Source organism: Bacteroides sp. NGMCC 1.200775 (assembly GCF_040798045.1).
In the GTDB taxonomy this organism is placed as follows: domain Bacteria; phylum Bacteroidota; class Bacteroidia; order Bacteroidales; family Bacteroidaceae; genus Bacteroides; species Bacteroides hominis.
Genome location: NZ_JASCQK010000001.1, coordinates 892,471 through 918,559 on the forward strand (window position 1 = coordinate 892,471; position 26,089 = coordinate 918,559).

18 protein-coding genes are annotated in these 26,089 nt (G+C 43.7%); 7 read left to right on the plus strand and 11 right to left on the minus strand.

Going from position 1 to position 26,089, the window contains the following annotated elements:
* Positions 1-2: 2 nt before the first annotated feature.
* From QK890_RS03995 to QK890_RS04005, 3 genes are all read right to left on the minus strand, one after another.
* Positions 3-1,115 carry a DUF3868 domain-containing protein gene (locus tag QK890_RS03995; RefSeq protein ID WP_367627205.1) on the minus strand — a complete coding sequence of 371 codons (1,113 nt, stop codon included), beginning with the start codon at positions 1,113-1,115 and terminating at the stop codon, positions 3-5.
* A gap of 14 nt (positions 1,116-1,129) precedes the next feature.
* Positions 1,130-1,696 (minus strand): DUF3575 domain-containing protein, encoded by a 567-nt coding sequence (locus tag QK890_RS04000; protein ID WP_005808958.1) that lies wholly within the window; start codon positions 1,694-1,696, stop codon positions 1,130-1,132.
* A gap of 623 nt (positions 1,697-2,319) precedes the next feature.
* Positions 2,320-3,534: a site-specific integrase gene (locus QK890_RS04005; RefSeq protein WP_005808960.1), complete on the minus strand. Its 1,215-nt coding sequence runs from the start codon at positions 3,532-3,534 to the stop codon at positions 2,320-2,322.
* Between the two features lie 1,655 nt (positions 3,535-5,189).
* On the opposite strand from QK890_RS04005, the gene QK890_RS04010 reads away from it, so the two are divergent.
* The 4 genes from QK890_RS04010 (at position 5,190) to QK890_RS04025 (ending at position 10,042) form a co-directional block, all read left to right on the plus strand.
* Positions 5,190-6,041, plus strand: coding sequence for a LuxR C-terminal-related transcriptional regulator (locus QK890_RS04010; RefSeq protein ID WP_005808961.1), 852 nt, complete (start codon positions 5,190-5,192; stop codon positions 6,039-6,041).
* A gap of 83 nt (positions 6,042-6,124) precedes the next feature.
* A complete protein-coding gene (locus QK890_RS04015) occupies positions 6,125-6,730 on the plus strand; it encodes a DUF3575 domain-containing protein (RefSeq protein ID WP_005808963.1) in 606 nt (201 codons plus the stop codon).
* Positions 6,731-6,740: 10 nt separating this feature from the next.
* The gene (locus QK890_RS04020; protein ID WP_367627206.1) at positions 6,741-8,870 is read left to right on the plus strand and encodes a hypothetical protein; all 2,130 of its coding nucleotides are present in this window, start codon (positions 6,741-6,743) and stop codon (positions 8,868-8,870) included.
* A gap of 5 nt (positions 8,871-8,875) precedes the next feature.
* A complete protein-coding gene (locus tag QK890_RS04025; RefSeq protein ID WP_032536352.1) occupies positions 8,876-10,042 on the plus strand; it encodes a hypothetical protein in 1,167 nt (388 codons plus the stop codon).
* A gap of 245 nt (positions 10,043-10,287) precedes the next feature.
* Here QK890_RS04025 and QK890_RS04030 read toward each other — a convergent pair whose 3' ends face one another.
* Entirely contained in the window at positions 10,288-11,139 is an 852-nt protein-coding gene (locus tag QK890_RS04030; RefSeq protein WP_122200316.1) for a CPBP family intramembrane glutamic endopeptidase, read from the minus strand.
* Between the two features lie 104 nt (positions 11,140-11,243).
* Between QK890_RS04030 and QK890_RS04035 the strand changes: the two genes are divergently transcribed.
* Positions 11,244-12,290, plus strand: coding sequence for a leucine-rich repeat protein (locus QK890_RS04035; protein WP_005808974.1), 1,047 nt, complete (start codon positions 11,244-11,246; stop codon positions 12,288-12,290).
* A gap of 137 nt (positions 12,291-12,427) precedes the next feature.
* Here the strand turns inward: QK890_RS04035 and QK890_RS04040 are convergent, their stop codons facing one another.
* The 4 genes from QK890_RS04040 to QK890_RS04055 form a co-directional block, all read right to left on the minus strand.
* Positions 12,428-13,495: a hypothetical protein gene (locus QK890_RS04040; RefSeq protein ID WP_032544027.1), complete on the minus strand. Its 1,068-nt coding sequence runs from the start codon at positions 13,493-13,495 to the stop codon at positions 12,428-12,430.
* Positions 13,496-13,515: 20 nt separating this feature from the next.
* Positions 13,516-13,938: a hypothetical protein gene (locus tag QK890_RS04045; protein WP_005808978.1), complete on the minus strand. Its 423-nt coding sequence runs from the start codon at positions 13,936-13,938 to the stop codon at positions 13,516-13,518.
* Positions 13,935-14,498 carry an RNA polymerase sigma factor gene (locus QK890_RS04050; protein ID WP_005776534.1) on the minus strand — a complete coding sequence of 188 codons (564 nt, stop codon included), beginning with the start codon at positions 14,496-14,498 and terminating at the stop codon, positions 13,935-13,937. Before QK890_RS04050 ends, QK890_RS04045 begins: the two co-directional genes overlap by 4 nt.
* A gap of 196 nt (positions 14,499-14,694) precedes the next feature.
* A complete protein-coding gene (locus QK890_RS04055) occupies positions 14,695-16,308 on the minus strand; it encodes an ABC-F family ATP-binding cassette domain-containing protein (RefSeq protein WP_005776533.1) in 1,614 nt (537 codons plus the stop codon).
* Positions 16,309-16,542: 234 nt separating this feature from the next.
* Between QK890_RS04055 and QK890_RS04060 the strand changes: the two genes are divergently transcribed.
* Positions 16,543-17,130: a nucleotide exchange factor GrpE gene (locus tag QK890_RS04060; protein WP_005776532.1), complete on the plus strand. Its 588-nt coding sequence runs from the start codon at positions 16,543-16,545 to the stop codon at positions 17,128-17,130.
* Between the two features lie 50 nt (positions 17,131-17,180).
* A complete protein-coding gene (gene dnaJ / locus QK890_RS04065) occupies positions 17,181-18,365 on the plus strand; it encodes a molecular chaperone DnaJ (RefSeq protein WP_367627207.1) in 1,185 nt (394 codons plus the stop codon).
* Between the two features lie 735 nt (positions 18,366-19,100).
* Here the strand turns inward: dnaJ and QK890_RS04070 are convergent.
* The 3 genes from QK890_RS04070 to galB form a co-directional block, all read right to left on the minus strand.
* Positions 19,101-20,732, minus strand: coding sequence for a RagB/SusD family nutrient uptake outer membrane protein (locus tag QK890_RS04070; protein WP_032530392.1), 1,632 nt, complete (start codon positions 20,730-20,732; stop codon positions 19,101-19,103).
* Positions 20,733-20,747: 15 nt separating this feature from the next.
* The gene (locus QK890_RS04075) at positions 20,748-23,492 is read right to left on the minus strand and encodes a SusC/RagA family TonB-linked outer membrane protein (protein ID WP_220575862.1); all 2,745 of its coding nucleotides are present in this window, start codon (positions 23,490-23,492) and stop codon (positions 20,748-20,750) included.
* Between the two features lie 95 nt (positions 23,493-23,587).
* Entirely contained in the window at positions 23,588-26,089 is a 2,502-nt protein-coding gene (gene galB, locus QK890_RS04080) for a beta-galactosidase GalB (protein WP_122296355.1), read from the minus strand.

Below are 26,089 nucleotides of genomic sequence, written 5' to 3' on the forward strand. Positions count from 1 at the left end.
TCTTATTTTACGTATCTAATACGACATGACACTCGCCGGAGCTTCGGAAAATATTCCCGCAGCAAGACTCCGAATGTTTTCCCTTTATTCAGCGTTTTCAAAGATTTTTTCCGTTGATTGTTATCTTTTACGGTACGCAGGATTGAAAGAATTTCATCACGCTCCGGAAGGTCGGAAAGTTCTATATCTTTCTCAAACTGTTCCCAATCTTCGCCTACCCACTCAACCGCGATCTCCATGCGTTCACCATATTTATTTTCAAGAAACTCCTGAAGAGCTTTGGCACGCTTCTCGGCCAGACGTTCGTTATTCAAGGCATATCCTTCCGGGGAAGAGTAGCCGGTAACAGTGACTCCCGATATGGAATTCCGGTTATCCCGCTCAATAGAGTCCACCTGATTAACGAAATGCATCCAAGAGGCACGGTTCAACTCATGATCGGGAAGAATGCGCATTTCGTTAGTAGGGAAATAAATATCAGCTTCATAGCCCGCCTGAATAGGAACCACCTTCCTATGGGAAGAGGCATCCGCAATCACAGGTGGCTGTTCAGATACATCCGGAACTACCCAGACGGTGTCACGAATCACAATAGTATCCACCCGCTCTACAATCAATGGGGGTATCTGCTCTGTCTGCATGGCAAAAGGTACCAAACGGGCATCACAATTGCAATTGGTATCCCGCATCCACACTTTCACATCTTCCATCCATGCCGCATAAGGAACTTCGATTCGATAATGGATGTAAGGCAAGGCGTGATCTCCCTCACGAAGCACAGTATAAGGAGGAATCTTCTCCAATCCCGAAGTAGTGCCCAAGGCCCGGCGTCGGCGATACATCAAATCGCTTTGAGGCCCATTGAGCACAATGGGAGGCAGCGACAACGAATCGGCGGCATTGCCCGAAGAGAGTAGCGGAAACAGATAGACCGTACAGTCCGGCGCCAGATGGACGCTGGTCAGGTCGACAGCCAGATCGACCAACAAGACAGAGTCCCGGCGTTCCAAACGATACACCTCTGTACGGACAGGCTGCGTAGATCTATCTGCCGCTAACACTGATAGAGAGATGAAAAATGAGAAACTTATGAAAAAAGCTTGCCTGATATTCATGTCTTACCCCTCCCCTACTTTAAAAGATAGATAATGGACACACCAACCTTGGTAGGGCCTACATAACCGGTCCGGTAATGATCGACACGCTCACCGCAGGTAGGACAATAAAACTTATCATAATCAACTTGAAGATATCCCAAACCGATATCGACTCCGATATTCACCCGGTTACTGATAATCCACTGATAACCATAAGTAACCCCTCCACCATACAACTGACCTTCAAGCCGATAATCCTTCAGGATGCCAAAAGGAAGGTTACCGAAGTTGAAGATACCTCCCGTAGCATGCACGCCCAGATAATGCCCCTTGAAAACTTCACTCAGCCAGTAACGGTATTCTACCTGCCCGACCAAATGTTTCATTTTCCGGTTTTTAGCGTAAGTAAAAGGATTATATTGAATAAGACCGGCTACACTCATCTTTGAACTAAAAGCATATTCGACTCCTACATTCGGAGTAGCCGTGGCCCAGTAAAGACCATTGGTAGTCAAGCCCCATTGCTGAGCGCGCCCCATACAAGGAAACGCTAAAAGCAAAGCAACAACCACCCCCAATGTGCATAGTACCTTTTTCATATTTATGGTTTGTTTGATAATTAGGGGCTCTTTCTTATAATGAAAGGGAAAGCTTCAGAATTACCAACATAATCACCTGTAAGACAGAAAAATAAAAGAGTACCGATCCGGAAATGTTTCTGATTTTTTTTATTTTCAGAAACAATTGCAGGAAGTATGAAAGTAAAGCACTGATTCATAGAGCATTGCTTGATATTGACTCAGAAACGATTTCAGAAACATAGATGGAAAGGGCCGTAAAAGAGCAACACGAAGGATGATGTACAACCTGCATATATCTGATTATAAACAGATTAATCATCCTTGTGAATAAATAACGGCATGTGCCTGAAGCAGTGGGGACGGGCAGATGAAAACCGTTGGAAAAGAAATAGCGAGAAACCGGTGTATGCTTTCTTAGAAGAGTCTGTAGACAAAAAGAAGGTGTACAGGAGGATGTTTTTTTCTATATGGAAAGAGAAAATAAATAATTGACAGCAAAAACAAAAAAAACTAAAAAAAGATTTGCTTTATTAATAATTTAATATGTATCTTTGCAAAAGTTATTTGAGATCAGAGGGTATCTCACGGTTGGCTCTTTCATTATAAGAAAGAGTTTTTTTTGTCCTTTTCTCACCCCCTCTTTACCGAAGACAGTTTATCACTAACCGATTGGCCCTGTCAAGCCGCGTAGTATCTATACGATCCAAATAGATGCGTGTAGTCTTCTCCGATGTGTGTCCCATGCAGTCACTGATGACCGAGACAGGTATATCGTTCGCATGAGCAAGGGTCGCCCAGGAGTGGCGGGCCACATAAAACGTAAGCGGCACCTCCAACCGAAGCCTGTCACCCAATTCGCGGATCTGTTTATTAAGCTTGCGTTGCTGTCGGCGGTAATCCTGATAGCTGTCACCACGGCGGAGCATCGGGAGCAGATAATCCGATGAAGAATCGGCATAGCGGTCAATCAACTCACGCAAACCGTTTTCAACTCGTATCCGCAACTCTTGTCCCGTCTTCTGCCGTTTATAGCAAAGGTAGTCTCCTTGCAGATTTTCTTTATTAATATAGCACATATCTACAAAAGACATTCCACGCGTATAGAAACTGAACAGGAACAGATCACGAGCCAACTGCATATCGGCACGGGAAGCAGTCAAATCGACTTGCTCGATCCGTGCAATCTTCTCGCGGGAAATGGCACGCTTGGCAGTCACCTCTTCTTTAAGGTTCAGCCTCCGGAAAGGTTTCTGATCAGTATAAACCAAGTGGTCGGCACAGGCGCGATTGTAGATGGCACGCCACTGGCGGAGGTAAAACGAAATGGTGTTTGGCTGATTGCCCCGGTTGCGGAGGAAGTCGGCAAAGCGGTCGATTACTTCGGGGGTCAGTTCTTCGAACGAGAAAGGACGGTCACCCACAAACAACTCGAACGCCCGGCGGGCACTACGGTAATTGGCGGCTGTGCCCTGACGCCCTTTATTTTCCAGACCGGCTATCACGGAGTCGGCGTAGACCAGTACCTGGGTCAAATCATTGTGATAGTTGTAGACGCGTACAATGTCGTCCACCGTATAAGCACTCCCCTTCTCCGCTTCCAGCGATTCGCAAATAGCTGTCAACTCCTTCCTTATATATATAAGGTATTCGTTGGCTTCGCGAACAGTGAGCAGGCGACGGCGATTGCCACCGGTATTCTCTACCATTTCTAAACGGGTGTTGAACTCTGCCTCCCAAAATCGGTAAGGCGTATAAATCTCTCTTTTCTTTCGATGGCGTATGATCTGTATCACGAGTGGATAGCTGCCATCACGACCCTCGCGCGAGCGATTGAGCCGTGGAGTGATGGAGGTCATCTTCTTTTTTACTTTTGAAAATTTTGCAAAAGTATAACAACGTCCACTATCAATATGTTGGCAGCTTTTTGACTTCACTATCTTAAAAAATCTTATACATTTTGTTTGTACTCCCCTCCATGAAGAGAGGAGCAAATGTAGCCCACCCCCCGGAAACGACCTAAAAATAGCCGTTGCATTTTTGCAACACCTCTCTTTTTCAGGGTGTCGCAAATATGCAACACCGGATTTCCATCGATGAAATGGGCTATTTTTGAACTACCTGCATGATTTTCTTTATTTCACGGGGAAGAGAAAAAAATCTGTCCGGATAAAAAAGGCATGGATATTATGGGGTATCATATGATCTAAACTTTCGACTACCCGATTAGCACAACAAACAATAACCTACGCCATATACGCGATATATATGAAAAGTATATACACGATAAGAAAACATGAACCCCATATTACCTGCTATTTGTTAATCAGAAGTTATCGAGACTTCAACTATAAATAACACTCAGAATGCTTTCCTTTCATTGAAAAAGCGCAGAAGCAGCACTTATCTTTGCACTGCAAAGCGTAATGTTTGCTCTCGTAGATCAATCGAATCACTTATTTGGCAATAGAATCTGAAAATTGTCATTTTGTATTTTCTATAGCTTATAGAATTCATTTTTTCCGTCCAAGTTCCAAGGTTAATCAAAAGAAGCTCAAGAATCCGTATCAGAGTAAATCGAAAAGAAAGCAAATAAGGCAATACGCAATCCACAAAATCGGCATACGTAACCGATTGCAATATAAAAGATAAATATAAATTCAATTACAGATCATTTTCATATATTCAGAGAAGTCATAGACGAGAAGCAACCAGAAAAATATGCAGTGTTTTATGCCCCTTTTCCGAAAGAAAAAAGAGAGTTATCGGCTGCAAAGCAACTTGCCACCGGTTAGATGTTAACTTCCTGCCGGCACAAAGCTAACTTTCTGCCGACAAAGAATTAACTTTGTGCAATTACAAAGTTAACTTCCTATAGATAAAAAAGTGAATATCCGGTTCTTTTTTACTACCAAACTCTCTTTTCATCTGTCTTTATATCCCCGCAAAGCCCCTATTCCAAGAAAACGGAGCATTGCACGCGTCAGCAAAAAAGGAAATATCAAAGCAAATAGTTAGAATTTGAAGGAAAATCAATACGTCCTCTACACACTCTCAGAATAGAATCCACCAGCCAATTCATATTTAAGCAAATCAGGAGTTCTACTTATCAAAAACATTTCTGAAAGTTTTCATTTTTTATCTGTATCTTTGCCCCAATTATATGCGGCCGGAGAAACAAATCGGTTTTAGCAACATAAACGATAGCCTAATCGTCATCAGAATCACCACCTCCGATAACCAAAGAAAGGCTATAATAGACTTACTCATTGGGGTAACTGTACCGTCTCAGGACGTGGTGCACTGCCATTGAGTAAGCAGGCTTGTGGTGAGCCTTGATGACGTATGGCGGGCGCACTACGTCTTTTTAATATATATATGTTTGAATTGATTTTGAAATTATTCACATTTATTATGGGGGAAAAAGGACGCTGTGAGAGTTTTGTCCACGGGACTCGCAAACATTGTGCGAATAGGACATAACCAACATCTGACATTGAAACCAAACATAAATATGAATCTTAAAAGCCTTCCTTTTCATAAAAGAAACGAGTATCTGCAAAGAAAATACCACCAGTTCAAGAATATAGAAAGTGCGGAACAACAAACGATCTATTACATCTATTATAGTACAGTGGTCTGCTTCAGTATCGGAATCCTGGCCGACCTTTGCGTCTACCTCATGCGAAATAACTTATTGCTGGCAATATGCAATATACTCTCCCTGGGATTATTTGCGTTATTCACTTATTTACTGATTCGGAAAAAAGCCCGGATCGTATCTCTACTAAACAGTGTTTTCTATACGATACAAGGCAATATACTGATCTCGATGTACAACCGTATCTACCTACCGCCGGAAGAAGCCGGATTCTTTTTGTCGCAGGACCTGATTATCGGAATGGTGACCTGCGGACTGGCTTCCATTTCCGTAAAACGCCACACGGTCATAATCCTATCCCTCTCACCGGTTTTGCTCTACCTGGGCATCGGACTCTATACATCGTCCGACCTCTACCTTATGAATTTTCCCAGCCTGACGGTAGCTTATATTTTTCCTCCGGTAATGCTCGCCAAGTTACAGGAAATATTGCGAAGCATGCACCGGCAAAAAAAAAGGATGACTTCCGAACTAAAGCTATGGGCGGCTTTCAACGCCCTGCACCTTCAACCCAGCAACAAAGAAATACAATTCTGCTGCCTGATATTGGAGAACAAAACAACCGAAGAGATAGCTGAACTTCAATATATAGCCCCTTCGACTGTGAGAAGCAACCGGAGCCGGCTCCGACAAAAATTACAGATAGGGCAAGAGACTGATTTACAGGAATATTTATCAGAATTAATAAAAAAAGATTTCGATTAGTTGAAAAATGTAAATTAAAACCTCTATATTTGTCACCGACAAGAATAAACGACAGCACGCTTTAGACAGAAGTGAGCGCGTTTATGAATACATTTAATTTAAAACTAAATTTCCCCAACTTGTTGTGGGAGATAGCCGGATATAATTTCCCGTCTCTATTCGGGAAACGGGCTATACTCTTTATTTTCATAGCAATATCTTTCCAAGTATCCGCCCAACGTATGGCCATCAAGACTAATACGCTGGAATGGTTAGCGGCATCCCCCAATCTGGGAGTGGAATTCCCGTTAAACGATTGGATGACAGCCGAAATTTCGGCATCGGCTAATCCCTGGAAGATTACAGATAAACTTTTCTACCGTCATGGGCGCGTACAAGCTGAAGCTAAATATTGGCTTCGGAACCTGCTGGCGCGCCATTACATCGGTATCACAGGATTCTATTCCATGTTCGACGTAGGAATAACCCCCAGGGCATATTATGGAGATGCCGTAGCTGCAGGTGTCACGTATGGATACAACTGGATTCTGTCACGCCGCTGGAACCTTGAGGTTTCAGGCGGTGTGGGTGTGGCACGCTACAGGTTGGTGCGTTACCAACCGGGAAGCACTCACGGTGAACCGAATGAATCGGGATGGGCCCCCATACCGGTTAAACTAAGTGTATCTTTTATCTATATAGCCAAATAAAATAACCCTAATGAATATCAAAAGATTTTTGCTATTGGGGATAGTGACCCTATACGCCATTATTCCGGCATGGGGACAAGCCCAGAAAGTAGAAATACGCGGAAGCGTAATCGATGACGAGGGAGAGCCTGCCATCTCTATCGTAATCAGAGACCAGAATGAAAAGGGAGATGTATACGGCATCACAGACCTGGACGGAAAGTTCAAGATCATGGCAGATCCCAGTACGACCCTCCATTTCTCGGGCTTTGCCTACGCATCAAAAACAGTAAAACTTAAAGGAAAGACAACGATAAACGTAGTGATCTCGTACGAAGCATCGATGATTGACGAAGTGGTGATCACCGCCAAAAAAGTGGTGGACAAACTGCTACCGGAACCAACCGACATCGAGATCATCGGAAATCAATACATCATCCACCCAAAAGTAAAAATTCCCAAAGAAATGTATAAGCCGAACACACGTATCGTAGTGCAACCGATGTTGGTGAATATTACCCGTAAAACACAGAGCCTGTTCCGCCCGGCAGTGGTGACCGGAAAGGAGTATGCCATCACATTGGAACGAATGATGGAATTCGACCTGAGCAGAGACCCGTTAGCACCTTTTCAGGAGAAAACGCAAAAGATTGATAAAAATGAAGTGATTGCCTACGTAGACTCCCTCTATATGGATAACCCGGACGATGAATGCCGGTGTGACATCTACATGTATCTGGTAGAATATAAAAAACTGGCATACAAAGATACAGTAGTGATAGCCAAAGGTACGGTAAATCCGATGCGTTTCTTTACGTACCAAGCGGATGGCATGAAAATCAGAGATGAAAAATACATCCCTAAACCTCAAAAACAACAAAGAGGCGACAGAGGAGAAGTGAAGCTGAACTTTCTGATCAACTCGGCAACGATAGACGAAAAGGATCCGAACAACCAAAGAGAACTGGAGAAAATGCGCTTGCGCCTGCAGGAAATAGAAAACGATCCGAACTCGGAATTCCTGTCGTTTTCCGTCAAAGGAGTATCGTCGCCAGAAGGTCCGTATCAGTCGAATCTGAAACTGGCACAAAAACGCACGGACAGTACGCTGAAACGTATCTTTGGTTTTCTGAACGGAGGTACTATAGACGCGATAAAAGACAGTACATATACAGAGGGAGTGGTGGCCTCATGGGAAGAGGTAGCAGAATCGATGGAACACGACTCACTGCCTACAGACAAGTTACGGGAAATCATCAATTACTATCCGGACAACATGGCCTCGCAATACAGCCGGATCCTACGACTACCGGAATACCGGAATGTCATTCTAACGACTTACTTACCACGGCTGCGCCGGGTGGAATATAGTTTCAACTATTCGGTGATGAGATTACTGAACGATGAAGAAATACGCATAATGTATAAACAGGACTATAAAAAATTGGTACCCTATGAATTTTGGCGGATATACCTGAATGCCGATAATGACTCTACACGCGAAGTAATCTGCCGACAAGCACTGGAACAATATCCTAAATTTATGATTATGGCCAACGAATTGGCTGCATTACTGATAGAACAAAAGAAAGCAGACAGCAAATTGCTGGAACCGTTTGTCAGCAGATCGGCTCCCACAGAACTACTCTGTAATCAGGTAATCGCCTTAATGGACGAAAGAGCTTATAACCGGGCGGACTCCATTATAGACTTTTTGCCGGACAACGACATGACACAAGACGTAAGAGCCATCGTTGGAGCTTACAACGGGCATTTTGAGGATGCTTATGAACGGTTCGGAACACAAGGCGGCATAAATGAAGTGGTATTATTAATGGCCATGAAGCAAAATGAAGAAGCGTGGGAAAAGGCACAAGAACTACCGGATGAACCACTCAGCTATTATCTAAGGGCGGCATGTGCCAACAGGTTGGACAAAGTGAGCGAAGCATATGCTTTCATAAAACGGGCCCTGAACGAAGATCCGTCACTGAAAGAGATTGCGCAGATAGACGGAGACGTAACCGACCTACTGCAACAGTTGGAAGAGGAAAAGAAAGAACAGAAGGAAAAAGCGGAGAAAACAAAAGAAAAAACCGAAACGGAAGACACCGAAACGGAAGAGAACGGCTTGAATGAAGAAAGAACGATAAAGCAATGAAGAATATGAGAAAGAGCTATAAAAGAATCCTGCTGTTAGGAGTCGGTTTCGGCTTATGCGGAACTCTGGCAGCACAAGAGCAAAAGCAAGATTCAACAGCGGGAAAAAACAATATAGAGGCCTCAGAATATTTGATACCCAAAAGAAAGGGAGCGGAAAAGTTCCATTCGAAGAGAGGGGCGGAACATCTGTTTTTCTCTGTCGGATCGGGCATCGGTTATCTGTTTAACGTAGGAGGCGGACAAACCGCTCACGGACCACGGGCATCATTCATGGCAGGCAATTGGCTGACTCCCGTCATAGGATTACGGGCCGGAGGGGAATATACACAGTGGAAACAAGGAAATACGGATATGCATCTGGCAGGAGCCAATGTAGACTACCTGATCAATATCAGTGCATTTGCCGCCAGATACAACCCGAAGCGGGTATTCGAAGTGATCGGCGCTCTCGGACTCAGTTATCAGGCCACTATCATAAAAGACCAAAAAACAATCCATTCATACGGATTGAGGGCAGGATTACAAGGGAAACTGAATGTATCGTCTGCTTTTAACCTGTTTATCGAGCCACAACTGGCACTTTATCCGGACCGGGTGGACAACCAGCCATCGTGGAAAAGATATAACCTGGCAGGATCACTAATGGCAGGTATTACTTACAAACCGGCAGGATACACTACCCTGACCTTCCTTAAAGGAGGTTTTGCCTCACTGGCGGCCGGCACGGGAAACACCGGAAATGTATTGTTCGACACGGAATTCGCTTTAGGTAAATGGTTCGACAAAATTAACGGAATGCGGATCAGTGCCGGCAGTAGTACCGCCTTTTTAGATAATGAAGAAAGCGGAAGCAACCGCGATTTTAATATCAGCCTCAACATCGACTATCTGTGCAACCTCACAAGGCTTTTTTCCGACCGGGACAGCCACGTGTTCAACCTGACAGTGGCAGGTGGCATCGGGAGCTATTTTCCCGGAACGGAATCATCATCTTCCATCATCCTGAACGGCCGCATCGGACTACAGGGAGAAATCAGGTTGTCGGCGCATACCGGGCTTTGGCTGGAACCCCGAATCAATATATTTAAAGACAGAAGTTATCGGGCTGACCTTCAGGAACCCATAAGGGGAACAGTGGGGTTAATGGTGGGAACAACGTATAAATTTTAGAATAAGATTCACCCCCACATACTTTATGCTCTCTCTTATGGACAAATTAATATAAACCTACATTGATGCAAGTGTTATAATGGCTGTTGTACAGCTTTTATTTTGTTTTGTTTGTGTTTAATAGTGCGCAACAAACTTACTGCGAAGTAAATGCGTCCTTGCTTTTCCACTCTGACTTACTGTGAAGTAAATGTGGTGTTTGTTTTATCAATGTCCCAGAGTTCAGCGGAACATGGGACATTTTTTTATTGTTCAAACCACCAGATTATGAGCAGTGTAAAGAGCGTTGCCAATGCCGTGCAAACCAGCGAACCTTCAAAACCAAATGCTCCTCCGTTGATCAGATTATTTGCGGGCAGGCGAAGTGAAAACAAGGTTTCACAGAAACGATTGCCACTGACTTCAAATCCAAGCACGGGCCCTTGAATCCAGTTCCAAAAGAAATGAAGCGAAATTGGAAACCAAAGGTTACGGGTATAAAGATAGGCAGCTCCCAGTAATAATCCTCCCAACACCAGATTAAGCATAGGCAAAAAAGCCACATTGGGATTCATCAGATGGAGCAACGCAAACAAAAAGGAAGAGATGAAAAGAGAAATAAATTTATTGAGTCGCGTACGCAATAAGCGCCCCAGAATATATCCGCGCATCATAGTTTCTTCGACAATGGCAACCATAGCGAAAAACAGCCCGCTCAAGAACAGATCGCTCCAATGAAAATGAACACCGACAACCTCAATCTGACCGGTCAGCAAACAAACAGCAAAGCCAATGGTATAGATAAGCACTGCCATCAAAAAGCCGTATAAGATGTCTTTACCACGTCCTTTCAGACTGAATCCTAAATCGGAGAAGGGACGATGATCCAGAAATTGCATCATCAGGAAAGTAACAACAAACACGCTCAGCAACATAGCTCCCTCCCCAATAAAGAAAGCCCCCATTCTCCACTCTTTTAATACAGGGATAGAACTCAGGATAATCCCAAACAGAGGTATAAGAATATAGAAACCCACCAGAAATAATGCAATACTTGCAAATGCCGGAATTCCTCCCGAAGAGGGGATCGGACTGTTCTCTTTTTCTTGTTGTTCCATTTTGTTAATTTATTAGTTGAAGGACAAAAATAACTATATTTTCCTAAAACTCTCAACGAGATAAAGTATGATTCGCTATATTTGTCTAAACATTTATCATAAATATGAAAATAAAACATCTGTTTATAGGAATAGCCCTTGCTGCCAATCTATTTGCAGCTACAGCACAAGAAGTTAAGAAAACATATTTCGTCAGCAAACCGGGAACTCTTATTTCGATGATGACGGAAGAAGAAGCAAATCAGGTGACTCACCTCACTCTGACAGGAAAGATCAACGCAGTGGACTTCAAGCATCTGCGCGATGAATTCAAAAATCTGCAAGTGCTCGATATAGCGAATGCAAGTATCAGTATGTATTCGGGAAAAGAAGGTACGTATCCGGATAAATTCTATATTTACATGCCAAACTTTGTTCCGGCCTATGCTTTCTGCAAGATGGAAAACGGCATTGCCAAAGGGAAACCGACCCTAAAGAAAGTGGTTCTTTCGGAAAAAATCAAGAACATTGAAGATGCAGCCTTTATGGGATGCGAGAACCTGAACATCTGCCAGATCAAAAAGAAAACTCCTCCCAACCTGCTGCCGGGAGCTTTGGCTGACAGCATCACTGCAATCTTCGTACCACTGGGAGCAAGTGATGAATACCGGCTGAAAAATCGTTGGGATAACTTTGCGTTCATTGAAGGCGAACCATTGGAAGCTAAAATAGAGGTAGGTGCTTTGAGCACACTGGAAAGTGAAATACAAAAAGCAGGGCTACAACCGAAAGAGATCAACTTCCTGACCATCGAAGGTAAACTGGATGCAGCCGATTTTAAACTGATACGGGATTATATGCCGAATCTGGTTGCCGTAGACATCGAAAAGACCAATGCGACAGCTATCCCGGACTTCACTTTCTCACAAAAAAAATACCTGCTCCGCGTTCGTTTACCTCATGGACTGAAAAGCATTGGACAGCGGGCTTTCAGCAATTGCGGACGTCTGTGTGGAACCGTGGAATTGCCGGAAAGCATTACAGCCATCGAATATGGTGCTTTCATGGGATGTGACAGGCTACGCTACGTAGTTGCCAAAGGAGATAAAATCACAACCATAGGAGACAATTTATTCGGGGAAGGGAAAAATAAGTTGATTTATAAACGATAAAAAACGGGAGCATATCAAAAAACTCACCACAGAGGGCACAGAGGAACACAGAAGGAATTTTAACGACACGAATAATCTGTGGAAATCAGTGCAATCTGTGGTGAAAGGACCTTTGACACAACTTCACTCCTTCTTGTTCATCGCTTTTTTATCCAATAGACTATACCCAAAAGAATTAGCAAGCCGGTGAGGATAAAGGCCCAGATGTTGGGTACGCGCGACTCGGCAGTCAAAAGATATTCGCCTGCCAAAAGACGATAGGCATCTACTTTCCAGACCCAATGACCATCCTCCCTAAAGGTTGTATTTGCCGAAAGCATTTGTCCGGGCATATTGAGTTCATATTGAATCACCACTCCAAATAACTCAACGGAACGTGTTTCCTCATCAAATTTTTGATCCACTTCCTGCTGTTTTTCTTTATAGAGAAGCGAAAAGCAATCAGTATGAAAGTGAGTATCGAGTAATTGACAAACGAGTGCCGGAGAGAAGTCCGGATCATCATTCTGAGGCCGATATGCCTGATACAATGAATCCTTAGCCGCATTCAGGCGTGAAAGATAGTCACCCTGCTTCAGGTCAGCTATAAAAGGCCGCATCACTTCAAGACTTAATTCATAGAGACTACGGTTGTACCATTGAACAAATTGTCCTTCCAAACGATCGAGCACTTCTTTCATCTCCAATCCGTTCATTCCCCGATACGCAGTGTCGTCGCCCTGAAACCAAAGTTTCTGTTCCGACTCGTTCAGATAGTTTTTCAGAGGTACAGGCCCTTTTTCTGTCAGTTCGGGATAAACACCGTTATAGGTATAATACGTATAGAACCAACGGAAATGTTTGGTCAGTGTTTCCCGCGGAGTCACCAAAGGACGAAACATCGGATCTTTAGGCCGGACCTGCTCCGAAAATAAGTCGACAGAAGCCTGCTCCCTGCTGGCACACACGTTTATCTTTTCCTTCTCTCCAAAATAATTATGCATCCGGACAGAATCAAAACGCATCACCGTCCAACCGGAATCCAATGAGAACATAAAAGGATTTTGTGCCCGATTTCCGGCCATGAATGCAGAATCGCCAAAGGCATAAACCTCCCTACGAGCCGATCCATCAGGAAAAACCTGGGTTTTCACTTGATAATAGGTGGTGCAGGACACCATTGAAACGGCCAGCAACAATATCGGTAAAAGATTTTTTGTTTTCATACGCATCTATTTTTTAAAGATCACTCACTCTTCATTATCTGTTTATACTGAGTATAAAGCCGTTCTCGTTTAAGCATTTCCCTTTTCCGATTACGGGATGCGGTAAAGAAAAGTTCCTGCTTCTCTCCTATCGTCAAACCTCTATGCTCCAGACTGCCTGTGAAAGTATTCGATTGATAGGGCTCCGGTATGATGATTACTTCAGACGAGGGAAATGAATCAACAGACATCGTTTCTGCTACCCATATCGCCAAGAGCAAAGTTGCAGCAATGCCCGAACACCAGGCAACAAGATTCGGTCTGCGCTTGGCCGGACTTCTGAAAGAAGCCGCCTTGACAGCACGCATAATATCTTCGGTCAATGCCTCCGGATTTTCCAGAATGGGGGGTGTCTTTTTTAACTGTCCCAACCACCTTTCATAATTAATTTCTTCCTTTTTCATCTTTCTTTATTTATTTCATTCAACTTCTTACGGATACTCTTCCGAGCGAGATAGAGGTTTGTTTTGATCTGGATCGATGTAAGTCCGGTAATAATCTCGATCTCTTTGATTTCCAACTCTTCTATATCGCGCAATGTAAATACCAGCTTCTGCTTAGGAGTCAGTTGTTGCATAAAGTACAGGATATGTGCTTTCAACTCCCGGTTGACTAACACTGCTTCGACGTTATCATCGGAAAGAATGGGCAACTCGGAAAACGCAATATCGGAAAGCGCTCCGGCCGGCGAGTGTTGTAAAACCCGCAAACGATCATAACAAATATTACACGCAACCCTGTAAAGCCAGGTCGCAAAGCGAAATTCAGGACGGTATTTGTCCAACGAAAGCCAGACACGCAGGAAAGTCTCCTGTACCATATCCCGCGCTTCCTCTTCATTACACAACAAGCGGAATGCCAGGCGAAAAACAAAAGTCTGATACTCTGCCACAAGCAAAGCAAATGCACTTGCATCTTGCTTCCTGCTCCTTTCTACTAATGCCTGTATTTCCTTTTGTTCCATAAGCCACGGTATATGTTGTTTATATATGATACGTAATAAATGGAGAAAGGTAAAATAACGATGAATGATAAACTATGAACGATGAACAACAGTAAACGATAAATAAAGTGAATGCGAACAAAAAAACGATGAACAGGCGCCCATTCAGGCACAACCTGTTCATCGTTAATCGTTCATCGTTCAAAACCGTACATCATTACTTGTACATCTTGGCTCTCAGCTCTTTGATGTGATCGGAAGTAATGTATTCGTCGTATTCCATCATCTTATCGATAATACCGTTCGGAGTCAGCTCAATCACGCGATTGGCAACGGTCTGAATAAATTCGTGGTCATGTGAAGAGAAAAGGATATTGCCTTTATAGGTTTTCAGGTTGTTGTTGAATGCCTGAATAGACTCCAAGTCGAGATGATTGGTCGGAGTATCGAGAATCAGACAGTTGGCATTGCGCAACTGCATACGGGCAATCATACAACGCATTTTCTCACCTCCCGAAAGTACACTCACTTTCTTCAGTACTTCTTCACCGGAGAAAAGCATACGTCCCAGGAAACCTTTCATATAAACTTCATTACCCTCGCCGTATTGGCTCAACCAGTCGACCAGATTCAAATCAGTATTGAAATATTCGGTATTATCCAAAGGAAGATAAGCAGTTGTAATTGTTACCCCCCAGTTGAAATGTCCTGCATCAGGCTTCATATGACCGTTGATGATCTCAAAGAAAGCAGTCATCGCACGCGGATTACGGGAAATGAACACAATCTTGTCACCTTTCTCCACATTGAAGTTCACGTCGTTGAACAATACAACCCCTTCTTCGGTCTTCTTGCTCAAACCGGAAACTTCCAATATCTGATTGCCCGGCTCACGCTCCGGAGTAAAGATGATACCCGGATATTTACGGGAGGAGGGTTTGATTTCTTCAACATTCAACTTTTCGAGCATTTTCTTACGACTGGTAGTCTGCTTGCTCTTGGCAACATTGGCACTGAAACGGCGGATAAATTCTTCCAGTTCTTTCTTTTTCTCCTCAGCTTTGGCCTTCTGGTTCTGCTGCTGACGGAGGGCCAATTGACTGGATTCATACCAGAAACTGTAGTTACCGGCAAAAAGATTGATTTTTCCGTAATCGATATCGACCGTATGTGTACAGACAGAATCGAGGAAGTGACGGTCATGACTTACAACCAACACGGTATGTTCGAAATTAGAGAGATACTCTTCCAACCAGGTAACAGTCTCCATATCCAGGTCATTGGTAGGCTCGTCAAGCAACAGGTTATCCGGATTTCCGTATAATGCCTGTGCCAGCATCACACGCACTTTTTCCTTACCGCTCAATTCACCCATCAATGTATAATGTTTATCTTCTTTCACACCTAAACCGCTCAACAACATAGCTGCGTCACTTTCAGCATTCCATCCGTCAAGTTCGGCAAACTTCTCTTCCAGTTCGGAAACCTTCAGACCGTCTTCATCAGTAAAATCTTCTTTGGCATAAAGGGCTTCGCGCTGCTTCATAATATCCCACAACACGGTGTGACCCATCATTACGGTATCCATTACCGTATAAGCGTCCCACTTAAAGTGGTCCTGGCTCAATACCGAAAGGCGTTCGCCCGGACCTAACGTAATGTTTCCGGTAGTCGGGTCGAGGTCACCGTATATCGTACGGAGAAAAGTTGACTTGCCGGCGCCATTGGCACCGATAATACCATAACAATTTCCACTTGTAAACTTCAGATTTACATCATTAAACAATACCCTTTTACCAAACTGTACCGAAACGTTTGAAACTGTAATCATTCTATTATTATTCCTTAATTTATTTATTATCAAATAATGCGGTGACAAAGGTAGACATTTTTAGTGAATAACGAACTATCAGTAATGTGTCAATCTGACATAAAAGTATTACCTTTGCTGCGTTTTTTGGCAAAACAAACAAACTGGCAAAGTTTTTGCTGCAAAGCCAATACATTAAAATGCCGTATTGACATGAAACTAAATCCGTTTAACAAGAATAAAAACAGAATAGATATGGACCCAAAAGAAAAAAAAACCAAGAAAGAAGAAGAGTTGACAGTAGACGATATTCAGGATACCGTTGAAGGACAGTCGCAAAACGAAGAAACCACTGAGGAAAGCACACCGCTGACCGCAGAGGAGAAACTGGAAAAAGAACTGGAAGAAGCCCATAGCCAGATCGAAGATCAGAAGGACAAATATCTCCGTCTTTCGGCTGAATTCGATAACTACCGTAAACGGACCATCAAAGAAAAAGCAGAGTTGATTCTGAACGGTGGTGAGAAGAGCATCAAAAGTATTCTGCCGGTAATCGACGACATGGAACGTGCACTGACAACTATGGAAACGGCTACGGACGTAGCTGCCGTAAAAGAGGGTGTTGAGTTGATATATAATAAGTTCCTGTCTATCCTGTCGCAGGATGGAGTAAAGGTTATCGAAACCAAAGACCAACCGCTGGATACGGATTATCACGAAGCCATCGCTGTGATCCCTGCTCCGACAGAAGAACAGAAAGGTAAAATACTGGATTGTGTACAGACCGGATATACCCTTAACGGCAAAGTAATCCGCCATGCAAAAGTAGTTGTGGGTGAATAACCGGAACACGACAAACTTGCTAACATAATTAAAATCAACGAAACTAAAATATGGCAGAAAAAAGAGATTATTACGAAGTGCTGGAAGTCACGAAAGAGGCAACAGTCGAAGAAATAAAGAAAGCATACCGGAAAAAAGCCATCCAATATCACCCGGACAAAAACCCGGGTGACAAGGAAGCAGAAGAAAAGTTTAAAGAAGCAGCCGAAGCGTATGACGTACTGAGCAATCCGGATAAACGTGCCCGCTACGACCAGTTTGGTCATGCAGGAATGAGTGGAGCAGCCGGAAACGGCGGACCGTTCGGAGGATTCGGTGGCGGAATGTCTATGGACGACATCTTCTCTATGTTCGGTGATATTTTCGGCGGCCATAGCGGCGGCGGATTCGGTGGTGGTTTCGGAGGCTTCGGCGGATTTGGAGGCGGAGGTTCTCAACAGAGAAAATTCCGTGGCTCAGACCTCCGGGTGAAGGTGAAGCTGAATTTGAAAGAGATCTCTACAGGAGTTGAAAAGAAATTCAAACTAAAAAAATATGTACCTTGTTCGCACTGTCACGGAACAGGGGCAGAAGGTAATGGCGGTTCTGAAACTTGTCCGACCTGTAAAGGCAGCGGTTCGGTAATCCGTAACCAGCAAACCATCTTAGGAACCATGCAGACACGTACTACGTGTCCTACTTGTAATGGCGAGGGAAAAATCATTAAAGACAAGTGTAAGATTTGTGGTGGAGAAGGTATCGAATACGGTGAGGAAGTAGTAACAGTAAAAATTCCTGCCGGAGTAGCAGAAGGCATGCAACTCTCTATGGGCGGCAAAGGAAATGCCGGAAAACATAACGGTATCCCGGGCGACCTATTGATTTTGGTGGAAGAAGAGCCACATCCGGAGCTGATTCGTGATGAAAACGATCTGGTATACAACTTATTGCTGAGTTTCCCTACAGCAGCTATCGGAGGTGCGGTAGAAATTCCAACCATCGACGGAAAAGTGAAGGTAAAAATCGAAGCAGGTACACAACCGGGAAAAGTGCTCCGACTCCGCGGTAAAGGGTTGCCAAGTGTAAACGGTTACGGCACAGGAGACCTGCTGGTTAACGTAAGTGTATATGTGCCGGAGACACTGAGTAAAGACGAAAAAAGTACTTTGGAAAAGCTGGAAGAATCGAAGAACTTCAAGCCAAGTACTTCAATTAAAGAAAAGATATTCAAGAAGTTCAGAAGTCTTTTCGACTAAGAAGTTTCACCACCGATCACACTGATCTACACAGAGAATATCTCATAAAATCTGCCCGGGTATACGTCGAAAGATGTAAGCCCGGGCAAATTTATATAAAACAGAATACCGGATAGTTGGATAGTATCCCGATGATTTATCAATCTGCCACCCTTTATTACATCCCGGCTTCAAAAAGACATAAAACATGCTGTTTGAAAAACGCCACATTTCTTTTTTGAGACACATCTGGGAGAAGGAAGTTCCCTCAAGGGGACTTTGCAAGCCGAAAAGCCGGGATTGAAGGCTTCGAAAGCCGGGATTTTGAGAGAATAGCGCCGGGCTTTCCGGAAAAAGAAGTAAGCATTTTCACAAAACGCTTACTTCTTTCGGGACAAATGCCTACTTCTTTCAGAAAAATCTCCCCATGTTTTTCCATATTACCCATATTCTTCACAGTCGAAAGCCGAAAAGTGACGAAAATTTCCCTGGTTGCTACTCCGAAACGAACAAAGCAAAAATGACAAATAAGCGGATATTCGGGATAATTACTGTCTATAGGTTCTGACTTTCACCGAAAGTAACGTGATTTTATCTACTTGTTTCTCCATTCAGATGACAGAAGTAAAATCACTGATTTCCTTGGGAGACGTTTTTAGCCACACTGTTTAAGAATGGGCCGAAAAAGAGCAATCCAGGAGAAGTTGAAATATCATTTTGGCAAAATGTCAGAAACCGTTTGTGTGTTTTGCAATTTTAATACCCCGGATTCTGTGTCAGATTGGGATTCATCAAACGGATTTTCTCCGGAATAGGAAATACTGTGGTATATCCACTTTCCTCACCCGGAAGCCGGGGCCTGCTTGTATAAGCACGGGTATATTGGCGAAAACGAACCAAATCTTGCCTGCGCCAACCCTCCCAGGCAAACTCTAATTGACGTTCCGAAAGCAAACTTTCTAATGTAGCTGTCCGGAAAGGAGCATTCACACGGGCGCGAACAAGATTCAGTTCTACATCTCCATTTTCTCCGTTACGGACTTTGGCCTCACTCTTCATTAATAAAACATCGGCATAACGATAGAGTACAATATCATTTTCCATCAGTTTACCATCTTTTGTGGCGGTTTCATCAATCTCATACTTTTTCATCCGTGCGCCTGCGGTCTTTTCATAGGAGGTATTAGAGATATCGACATCCACCTTCCAAGGAAAATACTCCAGCAAAGTACCGTCATCGAGTGTGATGACCTTTCCCTTCAAATCGTAAACAACACCTGCAAAATAACATTTATCAAAACGGGGATCGACAGTTTGGGTATCATACCCAAAGGTTCGAAGTACTTCCACAGTAGCGCTTGAACCATTCTCTCCTCCCAATCCGTAGGCCTTGGCATGATTATAGTGACGGGAACGGAAAAGATATTGCATCTGGTTAGTATATAAAGTCTTACTCATTGGAATGGTAAAAATATTCTCGGCAGAAGATTCATTGTAAACAGCAAAGTTTGCTTCATAGTTATCTTCCAGACGATATCCCGCCGCAGTAATGGAATCACAATATGCCTCCACCGTTTGCCAAGCATTGAGCCGGTTGCCATCTACTTCAAAATAGATGTCTCTTCCATCGGGATATTGTGTATCGGTCCAGTTATCATCCGCATATATCTCAGCATTCAAGACAAGTTTGGCAAGCAAGAAATGGACTACAGGACGGGTAATCCGCCCATAATAACTGCCGGAACGATTGCTATATGTTTGCGCCAATAAAGGGGCAGACTCCTGTAACTCCTTCACAATAAAATCAAAAACTTCTTTACGGTTGTTTTGTTTCACCTCTTTCAAAGGTATAGCAGATGAGAGAATTAGAGGAACACGTCCGAACAAGTCCATTAAATGATAGTAATACAAAGCACGGAAAGCACGAACCTCTGCCCGGTAAGCAGGAAGTTCCGTGTCATGGTGAGTCTCCTGATAAGTATCGATTCGTTCAAGTGACTGATTGCAAAGACCTATAACCTTATATAAATATTCCCACGTAGCCTGAATAGCATCATTATCGACTCCCCAACGATGAAGAAAAAGTCCCTGCCAGAATCCTCCATCATACCAGTCACCTCCACGGGTAGGCATAATAGCCTCATCGGTGGTAAAGGTATTCAGATCGTAAATTCCCCTGCCGGTGCCCTGCAACCCCTGACTATCACTATAACCTCCTATGTTATTGTATAAGGAAGCCACTGCATTATAATACAAATCGGTGAGACTCTTGTAAGCATCCTCTTCGGGAATCTTGTCTTTAGGATTTTCATTCAGAAAGTCATCGCATGAAAACAGCAGACTAAACATCAGGATACAGACAAAGGAATATATATAGTGCCTTTTCATAATTAATCCTCCAAATTAAAAGTTAATACTCAAACCAAGCGTATAGGTACGTGTTAAAGGATATCCCCGTTTGTCATCCACTCCCAAAGTAGAATTAACGGTAGAACTGTTGATCATAGGTGACAGACCGGAATATCCGGTAATAGTAGCCAGATTATTGACAGTCAGTGCGAGACGGAGGGACTGGACGTATTTTTTCCACTTCGACACAGGAACATTCCAGCCTATCGTAACATAATCGAAGTTTACATAATCACCTTTCTCCAGCCAATAGTCCGTAGCGGTCTGGTCTTTGATATTACGTCCGGGAGCTTTCTTCATTACATTGTAATCAGGGAAAATATTCATATTCATGTAGGTCAGTGAAGTACCGTTATAGATTTTATGACCGAACGCCCCGTTTATCTGTACTGAGAGATCGAAACGCTTATAGCGAAAACTGATATTGGAGCCAAGCAAAGTCTTGGGCACCGCCTGACCTGCCACATAGCGGTCTTCTCCATCTTCAAGGCTCACCCCTCCTCCGTTCAAATCGGCAATGTCATACGTATACCCACCATTGCCATCGGAAATAAGCCCTTTGCAATGAGGCAGGTAGAATACCCCTAAGGGTTGTCCTATCATCTGATACACAATATGATTATATCCACCATGAAATCCGGCTCCGTCCAGACTTGCCAGGCTTTTATACTCAGGTGCCGAAATATTCTCTCCACCATACATTCCACTTAATGAAAGCAATTTATTTTGCTGGAAAGTGACATTAACATTAATGTTCAATTCCATGTCGCGGGTCTTCAAAGGAGTGATGCCGACAGCAATCTCCGTACCGCTGTTGCGCATGGAACCTATATTTGCCAAAAGAGTGTTATAGGTAAAAGGCGGCACACTGACATTATAAAGATAAAGCATATCAGAGGTCTTGGAATTATAGTAGTTCAAAGAAAAGAGTAACCGGTTGCCAAACATACCAAGATCCGCACCTGCATTAAAAGTACGCTTTACTTCCCATTTCAAATCGGGATTGGTATTACGCATATTACCCAAAGTAACCACCTGTGAACTACCAACAGGAACAACTCCGTTAGGCTTTACCAGATTAAGCGTCGTATAAGAGTCGATGCCACTCTGATTGCCGGCCAGCCCGTAACCGATACGGAATTTCAGATTATCCACCAATGAAATACGTTTCATAAACTTCTCTTCACTGACAACCCAGGCAGCCGACACGGATGGAAAAAAGCCCCATTTATGATTGGCACCAAACTTGGAAGAAGCATCGGTACGGGCATTCACCGTAAGGATGTACCGATCGTCAAACGTATAATTGAAGCGACCGAGAAAAGATGCCAACCGCGGCTGTTCAAAATAAGAGTTCGTTCCTTCCCAAAGGCGAATGGCACCTGCCTGAAGGTTGTTATAACCAAACTGATCGGAATTGAAATTGGTCACAGTGGTGTAAAAACCGCTATAAGTCTCTTTTTGAAGTTCCGCCAGGGCCAGCACATCAAAATAATGTTTATTCCGGTTCTTTTTATAGGTCAACATCAGATTGCCAAGCAGTGATTCCATTTTCCGGGTACCTTTATATGCTTGTCCGTGTGCCCATACAGATGTAGGCAGATACTGGGAATTTTCAACAATATTATAAGTATAAGAACCAAAAAGAATTAGTTTAAGCTCGCGCAGTAAGTTAAAGGTCAGCCGGGCATGAGTACTGATATGTGAAGTCGCATCATGATCTTTCACTTCCATCCAGGCCAAAGGGTTAGTGATCTGGCTGGCATTGGTAATCTGATCCCAGGAACTGGTTTCCGGATTACGGTGATTGGGATATGTAGGATTAAAAGTTGCAGCCGAATAGAATGTTTTTTGAAGGTCAAACAAATTATGGTTCTTTTGGATAGAGCCAAACATACCTAACTCGCACACCAAGAAATCATCAAAAACATGCTGGGTCATGTTCATATTCGAAGTGAAGTTCTTCATATCCTCGTTCAATATAATGCCCTGACGATCCATAAAGCCCAACGAAACACGATAGCTTGAAGCATCCGTCCCACCATAAAATGCAACATGATGATTCTGTTGCAGACCTGTTTGCTCTATCTCCTTCAAAAAATTGGTTTCATTCCCTTTATCAAGTATTGAAATGCCCTGTTGCTGCGCCAGATTGCGAAACTCACTGCCGGAAAGCATCTCCAGATTTTTGTATACGGAGGATATGCCGAAACTACCGTTATAGCTGACTCTGGTTTTGCCCCGAATTCCCTTCTTGGTAGTGATCTCGATAACACCTGAAGCACCACGGGAACCATATTGTGCTGTCTCCGAAGCATCTTTCAAGATAGTAAAGCTTTCTATATCGGTAGGATATATAGAAGTCAACATACTGAGATCACCAAACACACCGTCAACAATAATCAGAGGGTCGTTACCACTGGTCAGTGAAGTGGTTCCCCGCAAACGTACGGCATCCAAAGCAGCCGGACCATTGGTTCCTTTTTCTATGGTGAGTCCGGGAACACGTCCACGGATAGCCTCCAGAGGATTGGTAATCTGGTCCTTATTCATTCCTAACCCCGTAATTTTTTCTACCGAACCGGAAATATTCTTTTTATTCCCGGTGGCGTATCCTACAGTAATAAGAGAATCTGCCAGCCAAACAGGCTTATCCTGTGCTTGCAAAACAGAGCTGGTAAACATCAAAAATAAAGCTAAGACGAATGTTGGTATGTGAATGATCCGGTATTGTTTCATACTATCATTATTTAAGGTTTGCATATAAAATATAACAAAAAAAGAGGGTATCTGGTTGCCCGGATCCCCTCCTTTCTTATCTTTATCTGAACGGATTATTTACTCTCGATCACCAATGTACCTTTTTTCAGGCCCTTCGCGGCAGCCTCGAGTGTAATCTTTCCTGCTTTCTCGGTAGATTGCACAATAGCTGTCATCATGCCACTGAACACTTTCATCTTCGGAGTCTGGAATGACTCGAGTGAAGCCGGATTACCATTGGCTCCTGCACGATAGGTACCTGCCCCTTTCACCTTGAAGCTGATTTCATTGTCGGCCAACGGGCAAAGATTACCATCTTTATCAACCACCTTAACCGTTACAAACGAGAGGTCCTTACCATTAGCATCGATCACACTGCGGTCTGCCACCAACTCAATATGATCGGGCTTGCCGGCAGTATGAATTTCTTTTTCCGCAACGGCCTTACCATCCTTGTCATAAGCGACTACTTTCACGGTACCCGGTTCATACTTCGTATCCATCCACATCAGACGATAACGCTGCTGACGTTTGAAATTGGCGACAGAAGCAGAATCACCACTATTATGTACCGTAACCGAAAGGTCTTTTGTGCGTTTACCCTGGCTCTTACCGTTGATAAACAGCTCGGCCGAAGGATAGTTGGTATATACAAATACAGGGGTCACTTCACCTTCACGTCCTTCCCAATTCCAGTGAGGCAGGATGTGCAAGGTTTCCGCATCTTTATTCCAGTGGCTGCGGTAGAGGTAATAACGGTCTTTCGGAAGTCCGGCAAGGTCGATAATCCCAAACAATGAAGAGTGACTGGGCCAATCAGTATAATACGGAGTAGGCTCACCTAAATAATCGAATCCGGTCCATACAAATTCACCAATGCAATAAGGCAGATCTTCATGCTGGATAAAATCATCTTCAGGAAGATTGGACCAACCACAGTGTTCTACATCATACGATGAAGACTGGTGGTCGTCATATTTCTGCATGGCACGACGTACCACCGGGAACTTGTAAACCCCACGTGAACTGACAGTAGAAGCAGTTTCGCTACCCAAAATAATCTGTTGCGGAAGTTTCTTGTAATTTTCCTGATATTTGTGAGGGCGGTAATTGAAACCGGCTACATCCATCACGGCAGCCATGTTGTTATTAACCACAGCATCAGGCGCATCCATACCCTGAGTAACGGGACGTGTAGGGTCTTCACGATGGCAGATGTCTTGCAGGAAACGTGAAAGCTTCGGTCCACGATCGCCGTTCCACTGATCCGGCACTTCATTACCGATACACCACATAACCACACTTGGATTGTTACGATACTGATGAATCAGATTCACCAGATCTTTTTCTGCCCATTCATCAAAAACTTTATGATAACCGTTCTGCACTTTGGCCGCTTTCCATTCATCGAATGATTCCGCCATAATCATCATACCCATCTCATCACAAGCCTTAATCAACTCAGGAGCGGGCATATTGTGTGAAGTACGGATGGCGTTACACCCCATATCCTTTAGGATACGGATCTGACGGCGAATACCGGCTTCATTGGCGATACCTCCCAACGGACCGAGGTCATGATGATTGCAAACACCCTTGAACATGGTTTTCTTTCCATTGAGGAAAAAGCCTTTGTTCGGAATGATCTCAATGGAACGGATACCGAACGGAGTAGTATATTCATCCTTCAAAGTGTTGCCTTCGTACACTTTTGAAACCGCATTGTAAAGGTTAGGAGTATCGGGAGTCCACAAAGCCGGAGCAGTAACAACAAAATCCTGTTCAAAAACATTGCCGTCGAACTGACTGCCCTGCTTTTCATTAGTTGCCACAACCTTACCATTCTTATCCTTCAATTCGGTGACAATACGGTATCCTTCAAATGTTTTGCCTGCAGGTATATCGAGTTTTGTCTTCAGATTGACCTTAGCAAATTCGTCCTTCACTACCGGAGTGGTCAACTGAGTACCCCAAGTAGGAATATGAGCGTCTTCATTCACTACCAGATGTACATTGCGATACAATCCCGCACCGGGGTACCAGCGTGAAGATTCGTTTTCGTTTTCAAGACGGACAGCCAGTGTATTCTTTTCACCCGGCTTCAAATAAGGGGTGGCATCCACATAAAAACTATTGTAACCGTAAGGCCAGTAACCGGCCTCTTGTCCGTTGATATAGACATGAGCATGGCTCATAGCACCATCAAAAACCAAAGTAGCCTTCTTACCTTTACTGAATGAAGGAGCCTCAAAATCGAGACGATACCATCCTACACCTACAAAAGGAAGCCCACCGGTACGTCCGGCATGCTCCATCGCCTCTTTTTGTCCATCTTGCGAAATAGCCACATTCTGCTTATCGTTATTAATGCTGAATGGCCCGTAAATAGCCCAATCATGGGGTACCGTTACCGACTGCCACTTTGCATCATCATAAGTGGAATTACTGAAGTCCTTACTGTCTTCACGGGTAAACTTCCACCCTTTTTCAAAGGTTTGTTCCGTACGGACCTGTGCACATACCAACAGTGGCACAGCGAGCATCGAAACAAATGCAATTTTGATTTTCTTGTTCAT

Coding starts and splice junctions, on each gene's coding strand:
- QK890_RS03995 (WP_367627205.1), bottom strand. CDS start 1,115: ATGAATATCAGGCAAGCTTTTTTCATAAGTTTCTCATTTTTCATCTCT.
- QK890_RS04000 (WP_005808958.1), bottom strand. CDS start 1,696: ATGAAAAAGGTACTATGCACATTGGGGGTGGTTGTTGCTTTGCTTTTA.
- QK890_RS04005 (WP_005808960.1), bottom strand. CDS start 3,534: ATGACCTCCATCACTCCACGGCTCAATCGCTCGCGCGAGGGTCGTGAT.
- QK890_RS04010 (WP_005808961.1), top strand. CDS start 5,190: ATGAATCTTAAAAGCCTTCCTTTTCATAAAAGAAACGAGTATCTGCAA.
- QK890_RS04015 (WP_005808963.1), top strand. CDS start 6,125: ATGAATACATTTAATTTAAAACTAAATTTCCCCAACTTGTTGTGGGAG.
- QK890_RS04020 (WP_367627206.1), top strand. CDS start 6,741: ATGAATATCAAAAGATTTTTGCTATTGGGGATAGTGACCCTATACGCC.
- QK890_RS04025 (WP_032536352.1), top strand. CDS start 8,876: ATGAGAAAGAGCTATAAAAGAATCCTGCTGTTAGGAGTCGGTTTCGGC.
- QK890_RS04030 (WP_122200316.1), bottom strand. CDS start 11,139: ATGGAACAACAAGAAAAAGAGAACAGTCCGATCCCCTCTTCGGGAGGA.
- QK890_RS04035 (WP_005808974.1), top strand. CDS start 11,244: ATGAAAATAAAACATCTGTTTATAGGAATAGCCCTTGCTGCCAATCTA.
- QK890_RS04040 (WP_032544027.1), bottom strand. CDS start 13,495: ATGAAAACAAAAAATCTTTTACCGATATTGTTGCTGGCCGTTTCAATG.
- QK890_RS04045 (WP_005808978.1), bottom strand. CDS start 13,938: ATGAAAAAGGAAGAAATTAATTATGAAAGGTGGTTGGGACAGTTAAAA.
- QK890_RS04050 (WP_005776534.1), bottom strand. CDS start 14,498: ATGGAACAAAAGGAAATACAGGCATTAGTAGAAAGGAGCAGGAAGCAA.
- QK890_RS04055 (WP_005776533.1), bottom strand. CDS start 16,308: ATGATTACAGTTTCAAACGTTTCGGTACAGTTTGGTAAAAGGGTATTG.
- QK890_RS04060 (WP_005776532.1), top strand. CDS start 16,543: ATGGACCCAAAAGAAAAAAAAACCAAGAAAGAAGAAGAGTTGACAGTA.
- dnaJ (WP_367627207.1), top strand. CDS start 17,181: ATGGCAGAAAAAAGAGATTATTACGAAGTGCTGGAAGTCACGAAAGAG.
- QK890_RS04070 (WP_032530392.1), bottom strand. CDS start 20,732: ATGAAAAGGCACTATATATATTCCTTTGTCTGTATCCTGATGTTTAGT.
- QK890_RS04075 (WP_220575862.1), bottom strand. CDS start 23,492: ATGAAACAATACCGGATCATTCACATACCAACATTCGTCTTAGCTTTA.
- galB (WP_122296355.1), bottom strand. CDS start 26,089: ATGAACAAGAAAATCAAAATTGCATTTGTTTCGATGCTCGCTGTGCCA.